This is a genomic window from Streptomyces sp. NPDC093568 (assembly GCF_044764945.1).
In the GTDB taxonomy this organism is placed as follows: Bacteria; Actinomycetota; Actinomycetes; order Streptomycetales; family Streptomycetaceae; genus Streptomyces.
In genome coordinates this window covers 976449-990730 of the sequence record NZ_JBIWJD010000002.1, presented here as the reverse complement: position 1 = coordinate 990730, position 14282 = coordinate 976449, and the positions used below count along the sequence as shown (strand labels likewise).

At 70.9% G+C, this 14282-nt stretch carries 13 protein-coding genes, 1 other RNA gene and 1 pseudogene; 12 read left to right on the top strand and 3 right to left on the bottom strand.

Features of this window, described 5'->3' with window-relative positions:
* The first annotated feature begins 169 nt into the window (after positions 1 to 169).
* A complete protein-coding gene (locus ACIRD7_RS13940) occupies positions 170 to 796 on the top strand; it encodes a hypothetical protein (protein ID WP_403453010.1) in 627 nt (208 codons plus the stop codon).
* Between the two features lie 107 nt (positions 797 to 903).
* Here the strand turns inward: ACIRD7_RS13940 and ACIRD7_RS13935 are convergent, their stop codons facing one another.
* Complete coding sequence (locus ACIRD7_RS13935; protein ID WP_194045448.1) at positions 904 to 1095, bottom strand: hypothetical protein; 192 nt, start codon at positions 1093 to 1095, stop codon at positions 904 to 906.
* A 311-nt stretch (positions 1096 to 1406) separates the two neighbouring features.
* Between ACIRD7_RS13935 and ftsE the strand changes: the two genes are divergently transcribed.
* From ftsE to dacB, 9 genes are all read left to right on the top strand, one after another.
* Entirely contained in the window at positions 1407 to 2096 is a 690-nt protein-coding gene (gene ftsE, locus ACIRD7_RS13930; RefSeq protein WP_365283432.1) for a cell division ATP-binding protein FtsE, read from the top strand.
* A gap of 33 nt (positions 2097 to 2129) precedes the next feature.
* Complete coding sequence (gene ftsX / locus ACIRD7_RS13925; protein ID WP_403453009.1) at positions 2130 to 3047, top strand: permease-like cell division protein FtsX; 918 nt, start codon at positions 2130 to 2132, stop codon at positions 3045 to 3047.
* 68 nt (positions 3048 to 3115) lie between these two features.
* Entirely contained in the window at positions 3116 to 4282 is a 1167-nt protein-coding gene (locus ACIRD7_RS13920; protein WP_403453008.1) for a S41 family peptidase, read from the top strand.
* A gap of 71 nt (positions 4283 to 4353) precedes the next feature.
* Complete coding sequence (gene smpB, locus ACIRD7_RS13915) at positions 4354 to 4899, top strand: SsrA-binding protein SmpB (RefSeq protein WP_403453087.1); 546 nt, start codon at positions 4354 to 4356, stop codon at positions 4897 to 4899.
* A 121-nt stretch (positions 4900 to 5020) separates the two neighbouring features.
* Positions 5021 to 5389, top strand: a transfer-messenger RNA (tmRNA) gene (ssrA, locus tag ACIRD7_RS13910).
* 173 nt (positions 5390 to 5562) lie between these two features.
* A complete protein-coding gene (locus ACIRD7_RS13905) occupies positions 5563 to 6567 on the top strand; it encodes a DUF4232 domain-containing protein (protein WP_403453007.1) in 1005 nt (334 codons plus the stop codon).
* Positions 6564 to 7130, top strand: coding sequence for a hypothetical protein (locus ACIRD7_RS13900; protein ID WP_403453006.1), 567 nt, complete (start codon positions 6564 to 6566; stop codon positions 7128 to 7130). Before ACIRD7_RS13905 ends, ACIRD7_RS13900 begins: the two co-directional genes overlap by 4 nt.
* Before the next feature lie 75 nt (positions 7131 to 7205).
* Complete coding sequence (locus ACIRD7_RS13895) at positions 7206 to 8171, top strand: alpha/beta hydrolase family esterase (protein ID WP_403453005.1); 966 nt, start codon at positions 7206 to 7208, stop codon at positions 8169 to 8171.
* Positions 8172 to 8217: 46 nt separating this feature from the next.
* Complete coding sequence (dacB, locus tag ACIRD7_RS13890; protein WP_403453004.1) at positions 8218 to 9777, top strand: D-alanyl-D-alanine carboxypeptidase/D-alanyl-D-alanine-endopeptidase; 1560 nt, start codon at positions 8218 to 8220, stop codon at positions 9775 to 9777.
* 172 nt (positions 9778 to 9949) lie between these two features.
* Here dacB and ACIRD7_RS13885 read toward each other — a convergent pair whose 3' ends face one another.
* Entirely contained in the window at positions 9950 to 10084 is a 135-nt protein-coding gene (locus ACIRD7_RS13885; RefSeq protein ID WP_403453003.1) for a hypothetical protein, read from the bottom strand.
* 317 nt (positions 10085 to 10401) lie between these two features.
* Between ACIRD7_RS13885 and ACIRD7_RS13880 the strand changes: the two are divergent.
* Positions 10402 to 11795, top strand: a pseudogene (locus ACIRD7_RS13880) (cytochrome P450).
* On the opposite strand, the gene ACIRD7_RS13875 reads toward ACIRD7_RS13880, so the two are convergent.
* Positions 11792 to 13096 carry an MFS transporter gene (locus ACIRD7_RS13875; RefSeq protein WP_403453002.1) on the bottom strand — a complete coding sequence of 435 codons (1305 nt, stop codon included), beginning with the start codon at positions 13094 to 13096 and terminating at the stop codon, positions 11792 to 11794. The pseudogene ACIRD7_RS13880 and the gene ACIRD7_RS13875 sit on opposite strands and share 4 nt — an antisense overlap.
* An 83-nt stretch (positions 13097 to 13179) precedes the next feature.
* Here ACIRD7_RS13875 and ACIRD7_RS13870 point away from each other — a divergent pair, with 83 nt between their 5' ends.
* On the top strand, positions 13180 to 14151 hold the full coding sequence (locus ACIRD7_RS13870; RefSeq protein ID WP_403453001.1) for a LysR family transcriptional regulator: 972 nt from the start codon (positions 13180 to 13182) through the stop codon (positions 14149 to 14151).
* Positions 14152 to 14282: the final 131 nt, after the last annotated feature.

Below are 14282 nucleotides of genomic sequence, written 5' to 3'. Positions count from 1 at the left end.
CACGCGCAACGGCCTTGACGATGTCTTGAAAAATGGGAAGGGTAAAGCGTGGCATGCGTATCTCTGGGGCGCATGTGAACCGGGGGGCTCAAGTTCTGCTACCCGTCGATCACGGCCGGCCCCTGAGCGCTGCCTCACTGACGATTCAGCTACTGGGGGTAGCAACCAGATGACCAAGAAGACGCGGATCCGTATCGCGCGCCTCGCGGCCGGTGCCGTCATCGCGGCCGGTGCCTCGCTGACGGCGGCCGGTGCTGCTTCCGCTGCGGAGGGGCCGGGCGACGACTGCCTGCTCGGTCTCCTGTGCGCGGACGAGGACCCGACCGACCCGCCGGTCCCCACCGACCCGCCGACCGACCTCCCGACGGACCCGGGCATCCCCACCGAGGAGCCCACGGACCCGGGCATCCCCACCGAGGAGCCGACGGAGCCGCAGGAGCCCACCGAGGAGCCGACCACCGAGCCGACCGACCCGGGTAACGGGAACGGCAACGGCAATGGGAACGGCAACGGCAACGGGAACGGCAACAACGGCGGGGGCAACAACACCGACCCCGACGGTGGCACCTCCACCCAGGAGGAGGGCTCCTCGTCCCTGACCGACACCGGTACGGACAGCACCGGCACCGGCACGGGCGCCAGCACCTCGGCCCAGGGCGGCGGTGACGAGCTCGCCGAGACGGGTGCCGCTCAGACCGCGTTCCTGCTGGTCGGCGCCGCCACGATGATCGCCGGCGGTGTGGGCTTCCGCATCCTGCCGCGCCTCGTGGGCGGCCGCGGCGGTGCGGCTGCCTGACGGTAGCCGATCGTCCACGCCGTGTGACTCACGTCGTAACGGCCGAGGGGCCCGGAGCGTGCTTCGCTCCGGGCCCCTCGGCATGTCCGCTTACGGGTCGGCGCCGCCTAGACCGTCTGGTGCGCCAGCAGTGCCACCGCGGCGATCAGCACCGCCAGCAGGGCGATCAGCGTCATCGGGTTCAGGCCCGCGAAGGGGTTCTCCTGCTGGAGCCGCTCTCGGTTCGCCCGGCACACGGGGCAGCGGCCCTCACTCACGGGCGCGGCACAGTTCGCGCACACCAGCCGGTCGTACGTCATGCGCCACCCTCCTAGCCGCCGGTTCCTCATATCCAACGCTCGCCGGTACGCAAACGTTCCCCACTCCACTGTGCCAGGTTCCCGCGCATGCCGCGTCACGTCTCCCGGAGAGACCCGGAGAGACCCGGAGAGACGCGGGGAGCCCGTTTCGCGGCCGAGAGGTGCCGCGGTCGCGTGCGCCCGCGTGCGCAGCCGTCCCAACCGGCGACAAAAACGCACAAGCCTCGCGCAACCCCTCCCGGCGACTGCGCCCCCGCCCCCGGTTCGCGTATGGTCACGCTCATCTACCCCCGGCGACCCGTGGTGCATCCGTGATCCGATTCGACAACGTCTCCAAGGTCTACCCCAAGCAGACCCGCCCCGCACTCAGGGATGTGTCCCTGGAAGTGGAGAAGGGCGAGTTCGTGTTCCTCGTGGGGTCCTCCGGCTCCGGAAAGTCCACCTTCCTGCGGCTGATCCTCCGCGAGGAGCGGTGCAGCCACGGACAGGTGCACGTCCTGGGCAAGGACCTCGCACGCCTCTCCAACTGGAAGGTGCCCCAGATGCGCCGCCAGCTGGGGACGGTGTTCCAGGACTTCCGGCTGCTGCCGAACAAGACGGTCGCCGAGAACGTGGCCTTCGCGCAGGAGGTCATCGGCAAGTCGCGCGGCGAGATCCGCAAGTCCGTGCCGCAGGTGCTCGACCTCGTCGGGCTCGGCGGCAAGGAGGACCGGATGCCCGGTGAGCTCTCCGGTGGTGAGCAGCAGCGCGTGGCCATCGCGCGCGCGTTCGTCAACCGCCCCAAACTGCTCATCGCGGACGAGCCCACCGGCAACCTCGACCCGCAGACCTCCGTCGGCATCATGAAGCTGCTCGACCGGATCAACCGCACCGGCACCACCGTCGTCATGGCCACGCACGACCAGAACATCGTGGACCAGATGCGCAAGCGCGTCATCGAGCTGGAGACGGGCCGCCTCGTCCGCGACCAGGCACGCGGCGTCTACGGCTACCAGCACTGACCCGGACCCACGGAAAGGCCTGAAGCAGACGCCATGCGCGCCCAGTTCGTACTGTCCGAGATCGGTGTCGGTCTCCGCCGCAATCTGACCATGACGTTCGCCGTCATCGTCTCCGTCGCCCTGTCGCTCGCCCTGTTCGGCGGATCGCTCCTGATGAGCGATCAGGTCAACACCATGAAGGGCTACTGGTACGACAAGGTCAACGTCTCGGTCTTCCTCTGCAACAAGAGCGACGCCGAGTCCGACCCCAACTGCGCCAAGGGCGCGGTCACCGAGGACCAGAAGAAGGAGATCCTCGCCGACCTGGACAAGATGACGGTCGTCGACAAGGTGACGTACGAGTCCCAGGACCAGGCGTACAAGCACTACAAGGACCAGTTCGGCGACTCCCCGCTGGCCGCCTCGCTCACGCCGGACCAGATGCAGGAGTCGTACCGCATCAAGCTGAAGGACCCGGAGAAGTACGAGGTCATCGCGACCGCCTTCGACGGGCGCGACGGCGTGCAGTCCGTGCAGGACCAGAAGGGCATCCTGGACAACCTCTTCGGGCTGCTCAACGGGATGAACTGGGCCGCGCGGGCGGTGATGGCGCTGATGCTGGTCGTCGCGCTGATGCTGATCGTCAACACCGTGCGTGTCTCGGCCTTCAGCCGACGGCGTGAGACCGGCATCATGCGGCTGGTCGGCGCCTCGGGCTTCTACATCCAGGCCCCGTTCATCATGGAGGCCGCGGTCGCCGGGCTCATCGGCGGCACGGTCGCGTGCGGGTTCCTGGTGATCGCCCGGTACTTCATCATCGATCACGGCCTGGCCCTGTCGGAGAAGCTGAACCTGATCAACTTCATCGGCTGGGACGCGGTGTTGACGAAACTGCCGCTCATCCTCGCGACGAGCCTGCTGATGCCGGCGTTGGCGGCGTTCTTCGCGCTGCGCAAGTATCTGAAGGTGTGACCAACGCCAAGGGGGCCGTACGGGCAAGGCACCGTACGGCCCCTTCGCGTTGTCCTAGACTCACCGGCATGTCAGGTCGTGACCTGTTCTGTCAGCCCCGCCGCTTCGGCCGCGGGGCCGCCCTGACATTGGTCTTCGCGAGTGTCCTGGTCGCCGGTGCCGCGACCGGCTCACTGCCCGGCCCTGACCGGAAATCCCCCGCCGGTACGGCCGGTTCGGCCGCCCCGGCGGCCCGCCACGAGGATGTCGCCGAAGCGGCCGCCCAGGCGCTGGCCGCGGGCGAGTCCCCCATGGAGGCCGCCGAGCGCGCGGTCAGCCGCAGCGGCGACCGCTGGGGCGCGGTCTACTCCCAGGGCGAGTACGAGGAGTTCGAGGAGGCCCTCGACGGCGCGTACACCGGCGTCGGGCTGTGGGCGCGGCGCGAGCGGGACGGCAGTATCGAGGTCACGAAGGTCCGGGCGGGATCGCCCGCCGCCACCGCCGGGGTCCGCGCGGGCGACCGGCTGCGCAGCGTCGACGGAGCGCGGGTCGACGGGCGCCCGGTCACCGAGGTCGTCTCGTTACTGCGGGGCGACGCCACCGACGAGCCCGCCGGTACGGCCGTCAAGCTCGGCCTGGAGCGCGGCACGCGCGCGTGGGACGTCACCCTGCGACGCGCCCGGCTGTCCGTCGACCCGGTCACGGTTCGGGAACTCCCCGGCGGCATCACCGTCATCAGGATCGCCTCCTTCACCAAGGGCGCCGGAGACGAGGTCCGCGACGCCGTACGCCGGGCCCCCGCCACCACCGGTGTCGTCCTCGACCTGCGGGGCAACTCCGGCGGCCTGGTCACCGAGGCCGTCACCGCCGCCTCCGCCTTCCTCGACGGCGGCCTGGTCGCCACCTACGACGTCGAAGGCGACCAGCGCGCGCTGCACGCCGAACCCGGCGGCGACACCCGCCGTCCCCTCGTCGCGCTCGTCGACGGCGGCACGATGAGCGCCGCCGAGCTGCTCACCGGCGCCCTGCAGGACCGCGGCCGCGCGGTCGTCGTGGGCTCCCGGACCTTCGGCAAGGGCTCGGTCCAGATGCCCAGCCGGCTGCCCGACGGCGCCGTCGCCGAGCTGACCGTCGGCCACTACCGCACCCCCTCCGGGCGAGCCGTCGACGGCCGGGGCATCACCCCCGACCTGGAGGCCGACCGGGGTGTCCTGGAGCGGGCCGAGACGGTACTCAGCGGCCTCGGCGAGTCGTAGGCCGACTCGTTAATCGGCTTTCCCCGCACCCCCTCCGTAGTGCGAAAATGGACGGCACTATGAGCAAGGGAATGTACGTACCCAAGGAGTCCCAGCCCAAGCAGGGCGGCGGCGCCGCCGCGAAGGCCAGGGACGGCGAGAAGGGCGGCAAGCGCAAGATCGTCGCCCAGAACAAGAAGGCCCGGCACGACTACGCCATCATCGACACCTACGAGGCGGGCCTGGTGCTCATGGGCACCGAGGTCAAGTCGCTGCGCGAGGGCCGGACGTCGCTGACCGACGGCTTCGTCCAGATCGACCGGGGCGAGGCGTGGCTGCACAACGCCCACATCCCGGAGTACCACCAGGGCAGCTGGACCAACCACTCCGCGCGCCGCAAGCGCAAGCTCCTCCTGCACCGCGAGGAGATCGACAAGCTGGAGGCCAAGTCCCAGGAGACGGGTCACACGATCGTGCCCCTCGCCCTGTACTTCAAGGACGGCCGGGCCAAGGCCGAGATCGCGCTCGCGCGAGGCAAGAAGGAGTACGACAAGCGCCAGACCCTGCGCGAGAAGCAGGACCGGCGGGAGTCGGACCGGGCCATCGCGGCGGCGAAGCGCAGGCAGCGGGGCCAGTAGGGGCAGCGGGCGGCCGCCGGGAATACGCTGGCATCGTCGTGCGCTAGTCACGTACGATGGCACTGCACCTCACAGAGGGTGCGCGCCCCTCCGGGTTTCCGGAGGATTGAAAACACAACATGGGGATGATCGGTTTCGACAGCGGCTGTCGAAGCAGGGGAAGCGTGTCGAGGAAGCGGCAATGATCTCGTAAACCATATGTCGCAAAAAATAATCGCCAACACCAAGCGCGATTCCTTCGCCCTCGCTGCCTAAGTAGCGACTTGCGAAGTGTCAGCCCGGGGCTGTTCCCGACCCGGATCCTGGCATCAGCTAGGGAACTAAACCTTGATCCCGGTCACGGGGTGAAGAGGGAAACCAAACAGTGACTGGGCCCGTCGGCGACTTGTTCGCGTGATCGCCGGGGCCGAGAAAATCACAGCGGACTGCACACGGAGAAGCCCTGATTCCACACCGTTGGACGCGGGTTCGATTCCCGCCATCTCCACGATCGGGAGGTTTCCGGACCTCCTTCGACCCATGTGGGCCAAGGCCCCACCGCTCTCGGGCGGTGGGGCCTTTGTCCTGCCAGAAGCGTTGTCAGAGTGGTCTGTGACACCCCTGTGACCGGAGGTGTGGGCTCCGCCACAGCCCGCGCCTCGGGCGCTCGCCGAAGGTGGGCGGATGCCTCCTTTCTCCCGTACCGCCCCCGCCGTGCTGGCCGGTGCCCTGTTACTCGCGTCCTGTGGTTCCCAGAACGCGTCGCCGGGCGGTGACGGCGTCGATGTCGGGGTCAGAGCCGAGAAGCTGTGCCCGTCGGACTTCTCGCGGTACGGCGGCACGCCGTCCGGTGAACCCGTCGGCGCCCCCTCCGGTACGCCGAGTCCGCTGCCCCTGCCCTCCCTCGGCGGCGCCGTCGAGGACCCCGTGAAGGTCACCGCGCTGTACGCCTGGGGGCCGCAGAGCGGGTGTGCGAGCGCCGACTACAGCGCTGAGTTCGAGGTCACCAACCGGGGGAAGGAAGCCGCCACTTACACGGTGACCATCGGATTCAGCTCGGCGTCCGGAGGCGCGGTCGACAACGCCGAGCGGACCGTCGAGGCGGTCGGGCCGGGGAAGACGGTCAAGGGCACCGTCGTCATGACGGAGACAGCCCCCACGGCACCGGAGGTGACGGGCGCGGAGGTCGTCAAGGTGCGCGGTGTTCCCGTCGACGAGGCGCCGTCCGCCTCCGGACCGTGCCCGAAGTCGGGGGTGCGGGTCCACGCCGACCAGGGGGACGCGGCCATGGGGCTGCGCGTGGTCGGCCTGCACCTCGTCAACTGCGGTACCAAGCCCTACCGGCTCAACGGTTACCCGGAGCTCGAGATCCAGGACGAGGACCACGACACCGTGGACGGCGTACGGATCCTCCAGGGCACCGACCAGATCAGCACCGGCACCGGCGGGGGCGGCAGCCCACGACCCGTCGAGCTGGGACCGGGGGAGACCGCGGTCGCCCAGTTGGCCTGGCGCAACACCACACTGTCCGGCGAACCGGTGAACGCGCCGTACGTGCGCGTATGGGCCAGGCCCGGAGCCGACCCCGTGACCGTCGTACCGGAACTCGACCTCGGGACCACGGGGAAGCTCGGCGTCGGGCCGTGGAAGAAGGAGGAGACGGACCCCGCCGCCACCCCGCAGCCGTGATCACACTCGTCGCCCTCGTCGGGTGCGGGCTCGCGCTGTACCTGCTCCTCCATCCGCGTATCGCACCTGGCGTCAAGGTCGCCCTGCTCACCACGCCCCCGGTGGCGGGAGTCGTCTGGCTCCTGAACGAGGTGTTCGACGAACCGTTGGCGGCCGTGGCCGTCGCCGCGGTGTTCGGCGTCGTACTGATCGCACTGAACGGGCTCCTCGTCCATCCCCGTCTGCCGCTCTGGACGAGGATGACCGTCTTCGCCACGGTTCCGGTGGCGGCACTGGCCTGGCTGCTGGTCGTCACGGCGGACGACACGATCAAGGACCCCGGCGAGGACCCGTGCTCCATGTACTACGGAGGCGTCGGCGTCTCGGAGGCGTTTCCGCCGCGGGCGTACTGCCTCTACGAGGACGGCGGGACGCACGAACTGGCGACGGGCGCCCAGTTCGTGTTCTGGGTGTGCTTCGCGGTCAGCCTGGTGCTGCTCTCGATCGGCCTGTGGCAGGTCGTCCGGGATCCGGGGACGCTCGTGCGGCAGTTCCGTACCGAGGCGGGGCCACCCGCTCGATGAACCCATGACGGACGCGTCCGTTGTGGTGTCCCACCCCATATCGGCGGGTCGTTCACGCTTCTACGGTCCCTCCGCATGACACAGACCAGAGCCGCGACCCTGCTCACCGTCCTGACGGCACTCCTCGCCGTCCTCCTCACTCCCTCGCCCGCCTCCGCCGCCTCGCTCCAGGAGGTGACCGGGTTCGGCACCAACCCCGGCGCGCTGCGGATGTTCCGGTACGTCCCCGACGGGCTGCCCGCCGGGCGGCCGGTCGTCGTCGCGCTGCACGGGTGCACGCAGAACGCGTCCGGGTACGGCACCGGCAGCGGGTGGACGGAGCTCGCCGACCGGTGGGGGTTCTCCGTGGTGCTGCCGCAGCAGCAGTCCGCGAACAACGCCTCGCTGTGCTTCAACTGGTTCCAGAGCGGTGACATCGCTCGCGGTCAGGGTGAGGCCGCGTCCGTCGCGCAGATGGTGGAGCGGCAGGTCGGGGACGTGTCCGGAGGGCCGGTGTACGTCACCGGGCTGTCCGCCGGGGGCGGGTTCGCCGCCGTGATGATGGCCGCGTACCCGGAGAAGTTCGCCGCCGGCGGTATCGTCGCCGGGCTGCCGTACGGGTGTGCGCAGGCCGCCGGGTCGCCGTATGTGTGCATGTACGTCGGGGCGACGCAGACCGCGGACCAGTGGGGCGACCGGGTGCGGGCCGCGCGGCCGGGGTACGCCGGGCCCTGGCCGACGCTGGTCGCTTTCCAGGGGACGGCCGACTACACGGTGAAGCCCGTCAACATGACCGACCTCGTCGAGCAGTGGACCGATGTGCGAGGGGCCGATCAGACCGCGGACGTGAGTGACACCGTCGCCGGGTATCCGCACAAGGTGTACGAGGACGGGAGTGGTGGGGGCGTCGTGGAGACGTACAGCATCACCGGGATGGGGCACGGGCAGCCCGTCGATCCGGGGAGCGGGACCGGGCAGTGCGGGGCCGCCGGGGCGTACCTCCTCGACGTCAACCTGTGTGCCGCGTACCGGATGGGTGCCGCGTGGGGGCTCGGCGGCTGAGACGCGTGCTGGTGACGGGCGCCCAGATCCGGAATGCTCGGCCGCTATGAACTCCCATAGAGGCAAGTGGACTTGGGTCCTCACGGTGGCACTCGTCGCCGCCGTCCTCGGACCCGGCACGCAGGCCGGAGCGGACTCCGACCGTTCCGGCCTGCCCGAAGCCATCGACACCATCCTCGGGGACAGCCGGATGGAGGGCGGGGTCGCGAGTGTCGTCGTCGCCGACGCGGCGAGTGGTGAGGTGCTGTACCAGCATCTGCCGAGCACCCGTCTGATGCCCGCCTCCAACACCAAGCTGCCCACGTCGGCCGCGGCGATGGAGATCCTCGGCCCCGACTACCGGTTCACCACCGATGTGCTGGCCGGCGGGCGGCGGTCCGGCTCCGTCCTCCGCGGCGATCTCTATCTGCGGGGCACCGGCGACCCGACCCTGCTCGCCGCCGACTACGACGAACTCGCGGCCCAGGTCGCCGCGTCCGGCGTCACGCGCGTCGAGGGGCGGCTGATCGCCGACGACACCCGGTTCGACGCACAGCGGCTGGGGAGCGACTGGGCCAACGACGACGAGCCCTACTACTACGCGGCGCAGATCAGCGCGCTCAGCGTGGCGCCGGACACCGACTACGACACCGGGACCGTCATCGTCACGGTCGCACCGGGCGCGGCGGCGGGGGACAAGCCCGTCGTCACCGTCACGCCCGACACCGACTACGTCGACATCGACGTGCGGGCCACGACCGTCGCCGCCGGTGGCGCGAACGACCTCACCGTCGAGCGTGCGCACGGCACCAATGACATCGTCGTCAGCGGTACGACGCCCGTGGGCGGCGCCGGTACCAAGCAGTGGTCGACGGTCTGGGAGCCCACCGGATACGCGGCCGACGTCTTCCGCGCCGCGCTCGCCGACCACGGGGTCAAGGTCGCCGGGCCGACCCGGCTGGGACGCCAGACTCCGGCCACCGCCAAGCAGTTGGCCACGCACGACTCCATGCCGCTCAAGGACCTTGTCATCCCGTTCATGAAGCTCTCCAACAACATGCACGCCGAGATCGTCACCAAGGCCATGGGGTACGAGGTGTCGAAGCAGGGGACCTGGAGCGCCGGGCTCGATGCGATCGCCGGATACCTCAAGGGCGTCGGCGTCGACGTGACCAAGGTGCGCCAGGTCGACGGGTCGGGGCTGTCGCGCAGGGACAACTTCCCCGCCACGCAGTTCGTGAAGCTGCTGCTGGCCGTGCGCGCCGAGCCCTGGTACGCGGAGTGGAAGCGCTCGTTGCCGGTCGCCTGCGATCCGGACCGGTTCGTCGGGGGCACCCTGCGGTCGCGGATGTGCGGGACGCCCGCCGCGCTCAACGCCCGTGCGAAGACGGGGTCGTTGACGGGGGCGTCCGGGCTCTCCGGGTACGTCACGGGCGCCGACGGACGTGAGCTGGTCTTCAGCATCGTCCTCAACAACTATCTGGCGTCCTCCGTGAAGCCGTTGGAGGACGCCATCGTGGTCACGCTGGCGAAGTCGACCGCGGAGGCGGCGGGTTCGGCGTCGGTGCGTGGGGGTGGGACGAATACTGACGTCGAGTGCACTTGGCGTAAGCCGGATATCTGCTGATTACGTACGGCAAGGGAGTCGATACCGGTAGTATCTGCTGCGTGACGCACCTTATGGGTGCGTCCTCCCTTCATTCCGGGCCCCGTCCCCTCGGGGCCCGGCCCGACGAGAGCGGTTCCGGGACCCTGTGCGGCCGCCTCACGTGGAAGGGAGGACGCCCCAACGTGTGCTGTCACGAGGAGCGGAAACCGACTCTCGTCATGCGGCTGATCCGGCTCTTGCCGGAGCGAGCGGCGAGGCACGCGAGGAGGTGGCTGCTCTGGTGGCTGAGCAGGTAGCCGGATATCCCCAAGGGGTCTGGGGACATCCGACGAGCTCCTGTTGAGCCAGGGCCTCCGTCCGGAGTTGTGAGCTCCGGCGGGGGCCCGCCTTCTGTGCTGGCCGAGCAGGTAGCCGGATATCCCCACAGGTCCTGGGGACATCCGACGCGCTCCTGTTGAGCCAGGGCCACCGACCGGCTGCAGGGCCGGGCGGAGGTGTTCCCTGCCCCAAGTACAGCACACCAGCCCCCCGCCCAGCACTCGATCGGCGGCCGTTCACGCGACCGTGAGCCGCACGGCAGCCGAGGGTGGTCCATGGCCCGTGTGGGAAGGGGGGAACCATGACGAACGGGGATGGGGAACGATGACGATGACGACGACGGCCGCCCAGGCGCCGATCGTGATGGGCAGCCTTCTGCTCGGCTCGATGAGCGACCTCCTGAACGACCCCCTCGGCGCATACCTGCGGGCCCGTCGTGACCATGGTGACGTGGTCCGGTTCCGGGCCGGTCCGCCGGGACTTCGGGCCGAGCTCTACGCGGTGTTCTCGGCCGAGGGCGTCCAGCAGGTGCTGGCGACTCAGGCCGCCAACTTCCGCAAGGACAACGTCTTCTACGAGGAACTGCGCCTGACGGCCGGCAACGGCCTTCTCACCAGCCAGGACGACACCTACCTGCGCCAACGGCGGCTGGTGCAGCCGCTGTTCACCCGGCGCCGGGTCAACGGGTACGCGCAGCAGGTCGCCGAGGAGGCGGGCTCGCTGGCCGCCGCGTGGCGTGCGGCGCCGGGCGGGACCGTGGAACTGGTGCGCGAGATGCACCGGTTCGCGCTGCTCGTCGTGGGCCGGATTCTCTTCGGGCGGACGTGGAGAAGGCCTCCGAGGTCATCGAGCGGACCCTGCCCCCGCTGCAGGACTACACCCTCAAGCGCGGCTTCTCACCGCTCAGGGCGCCCCGCGGCTGGCCCACCCCCGCCAACCGCCGCGCCGCGCGCTGCCAGGCCGATCTGTTCGAGCTGTGCGACGGGATCATCGCCAGCCGCCGGGACCGGGCGGAGGGCGACGACCTGGTCACCCTCCTCGTGCAGGCCGAGAACGCCGAGGACGGCAGCCTCGACGCCGACGAACTCCGCGAACAGGTACTGATCTTCCTCCTCGCCGGCCACGAGACCACCGCCACCGCACTCGCCTTCGCCCTGCACCTCCTCGCCCGGCACCCCGAGGAGCAGCGACGGGTGCGCGAGGAGGTGGACCGGGTGCTCGGCGGCCCCGGCGGGCGGGCGCCCACGGCCGCGGACATGGAGGAGCTGCCGTATCTGACGATGGTGCTGAAGGAGGCCATGCGGCTGTACCCGTCCGCGCCCGTGGTCGGCCGCCGCGCGGTCGCCGACACGGAGGTGGCGGGCGTACGGATCCCCGCCGGCGCCGACATCCTGGTCAGCCCCTGGGTCACCCACCGCCACCCCGACCTCTGGCCCGACCCGGACCGCTTCGACCCCACCCGCTTCACCCCGGAGGCGGAGGCGAAGCGCCCGCGCTACGCCTGGTTCCCCTTCGGCGGCGGTCCACGGGCCTGCATCGGGCAGCACCTGTCGATGCTGGAGTCGGTGCTGGGACTGGCGGTGCTGCTCCGGGAGTTCGAGCTGGAGGACGCGGAGGAGGGCGAGGTGCCGCTCGGGGCCGGGATCACCCTGATGGCGAAGGGGTCGGTCAGGGCGCGGATCGCTCCGCGGGGTCAGATCCCCGCTCCGCGGGGCTAGATGCGTCCCCGCACCCCTGAAGGCGCCGCCGCGAGGGAGACGAGGAGCGCCACCGCCGCCGCCGTGACCGGTACGCCGTATCCGGCCGGCGGGCCGAGGTGCTCCACCGCCCAGCCGCCGGCCGCGCTGCCGCACGCGATGCCGCCGAGGAGGGCGGTCACCGCGAGGGTCATGCCCTCGTTGAGGCGGCCGTCCGGGGTGCGGTGCTGGACCAGGGTCATGTTGGTGATCATGGTCGGGGCGGTGGCCATGCCGGCGATCAGCAGGGCGGCGGACAGTGCGAGGAGCGAACCGGTGAGGGACGCGGCCAGCAGGGGCAGTATCAGCAGCGCGGTCATCGCGGCCAGGCACCACGGGTAGCGGTCCTCGGCCGGGCCGGTGAACCTGAGCCGGCCGTACAGCAGTCCCGCCCCGCAGGATCCGGCCGCCTGCAGCGCGAGCACCACGCCCGCCGCCGCATGGTGACCCCGAGCGTCGGCGAACGCGAGCGTGACGACCTCCGTCGCCCCGAACACGGCGCCCATGGCGAGACAGACGGCGAGCAGCGGGGCCATACCGGGGGCCCGGAGCGGCGACTTCACGGCCGTGTCGCCGGCCGCGCCCGTACGGCCGTGGGGCGGCGGCTCGGTCGAGCGCTGGGCCGCGAAGGCCAGTACGCCCGTCACCAGGAGCACCACTCCCACCAGCGTGCCCGCCTCCGGGAAGAACGTCCCGCACAGGAAGGCCGCGAGCACCGGGCCCAGCATGAAGCACAGCTCGTCGGCGGCCTGCTCGAAGGAGTTGGCGGTGTGCAGCGCGTCCGGGTCGCCCTTGAGCAGATGGGCCCAGCGGGCGCGGGACATGCCGCCGGTGTTCGGGGTGGTCGCGGTGGCGGCGTACGCGGCGAAGAGGGTCCAGGCCGGGGCGTCGTACCGCACGCACAGAAGCAGCGCGAGGCTCCCCAGCGCCGCGAGGGCGGTCGCGGGCACGGCGACCCGGGCCTGGCCGTACCGGTCGACGAGCCGGGCGATCCAGGGGGCGGCCAGCGCGGTCGCCGCGAGGCCGGTCGCGGTGACGGCGCCGGCGAGGGCGTACGACCCCCGTGTGGCGGCGATCATCACGACCGCGCTCACGCTGAACATGCCCATGGGCAGCCGGGCCAGGAGATTGGCGAGGGTGAAGGCGCGGGTGCCGGGGCGGGTGAAGAGCCGGCGGTACGGGCCGGGTGGGCGGCGCGGTGGCCGGGGGCCGAAGCCGACGGCGACGAGGGTGTCGGCGGTGACGGTGAACAGGCGGGTTCCTCGGGTGGGCTGTTGCGGCATGGGTCCACCGTCGCCGGAAGCCGATCAAGGGGTCCAACACCTGTTCGACGCGGATTCACGCATCCGCGTTGTAAGTTCGGCGCATGCCCGCTCCCGCCCACCTCGACCCGCGCCTGCTGCGCGCCTTCCTCGCCGTGGCCGATGAGCTGCACTTCACCCGCGCGGCGGCCCGGCTGTACGTCGCCCAGCAGGCGCTCAGCCGGGACGTACGGCGGCTGGAGCGGGAGTTGGGCGTCGAGCTGTTCGTCCGGACGACCCGGCAGGTCACGCTGACCGCCGACGGTGAGCGGCTGGTGCCGTACGCCCGCCGGGCCCTGCAGGCGCAGGACGACCTGCTCGCCGCCTTCGGCCAGGCGCGCCCGCTGCTGGTGGACATCAATTCACCGGGCCTGGCCACCGCCCGCCGGGTCCTGCACCGGGCCCGCGCGCTCGCCCCCGACCAGGAGCTGATGGCCCGCTACGAGAGCGGCCTGACCGGCGCGGCCGGCGAGATCGTCGCGGGGCGCCTGGACGCGTCCTTCGGGCGGTTCGCCGGCCTGGACCCGGCGCTGCGGGCGGCCCTCGACCACCAGCCGGTCCGCTACGAGCCGATGGCGGTCCTGCTGCCCGAGGACCACACCTTGGCCGATTTGCCACAGGTCCCGCTCGCCGCGCTGGCCGGCGAGTCGGTGTACGCCGGGGCCGGAAACCCCCGTACGCCGGAGTGGACCGACCTCGCGCGGCGGCTGTTCGAGGGGCGGGGCATCGCGGTGGCGTCGCCCGCGCCGCTCGCCGTCGGTGACGAGGAGTTCCAGCGGATCATGGCCAAGACGCGAAACCCGGTCCTCGCCGTGGTGGACTTTCCGGCCATGCCGTCGACGGTGCTGCGCCCGCTCGTTGATCCCGTTCCGCTGTCACCGGTGTCACTGGTGTGGCGGAAGGGGCTGGTGCACCCCGGTTTCGACGCTCTTCGACGGGCGGCGGCCGAACTCTCGGCCGAGGAGGAGTGGCTGCGCAGGCCCGCCGATGGATGGATTCCGGCCATGGATTCGGCCACTATGAGCGTGCGCAATTGACACGCGGCAACCACGGAACCTCCGCGTGCGATACATTCTTGGCCTGAGCACGTTGTGGTAATGGGGGGCGCTCGGCCGGGTGGGGGCCTGGTACGGCGACGGGTGCTCAGTGTCGTACGCGCACCCAGAAC

What these genes read in the sequence shown, in the direction of transcription:
- ACIRD7_RS13940 (WP_403453010.1), top strand. Translation starts at nt 170, where the DNA reads ATGACCAAGAAGACGCGGATCCGTATCGCGCGCCTCGCGGCCGGTGCC.
- ACIRD7_RS13935 (WP_194045448.1), bottom strand. Translation starts at nt 1,095, where the DNA reads ATGACGTACGACCGGCTGGTGTGCGCGAACTGTGCCGCGCCCGTGAGT.
- ftsX (WP_403453009.1), top strand. Translation starts at nt 2,130, where the DNA reads ATGCGCGCCCAGTTCGTACTGTCCGAGATCGGTGTCGGTCTCCGCCGC.
- ACIRD7_RS13920 (WP_403453008.1), top strand. Translation starts at nt 3,116, where the DNA reads ATGTCAGGTCGTGACCTGTTCTGTCAGCCCCGCCGCTTCGGCCGCGGG.
- smpB (WP_403453087.1), top strand. Translation starts at nt 4,354, where the DNA reads ATGTACGTACCCAAGGAGTCCCAGCCCAAGCAGGGCGGCGGCGCCGCC.
- ACIRD7_RS13905 (WP_403453007.1), top strand. Translation starts at nt 5,563, where the DNA reads ATGCCTCCTTTCTCCCGTACCGCCCCCGCCGTGCTGGCCGGTGCCCTG.
- ACIRD7_RS13895 (WP_403453005.1), top strand. Translation starts at nt 7,206, where the DNA reads ATGACACAGACCAGAGCCGCGACCCTGCTCACCGTCCTGACGGCACTC.
- dacB (WP_403453004.1), top strand. Translation starts at nt 8,218, where the DNA reads ATGAACTCCCATAGAGGCAAGTGGACTTGGGTCCTCACGGTGGCACTC.
- ACIRD7_RS13885 (WP_403453003.1), bottom strand. Translation starts at nt 10,084, where the DNA reads ATGTCCCCAGACCCCTTGGGGATATCCGGCTACCTGCTCAGCCACCAG.
- ACIRD7_RS13875 (WP_403453002.1), bottom strand. Translation starts at nt 13,096, where the DNA reads ATGCCGCAACAGCCCACCCGAGGAACCCGCCTGTTCACCGTCACCGCC.
- ACIRD7_RS13870 (WP_403453001.1), top strand. Translation starts at nt 13,180, where the DNA reads ATGCCCGCTCCCGCCCACCTCGACCCGCGCCTGCTGCGCGCCTTCCTC.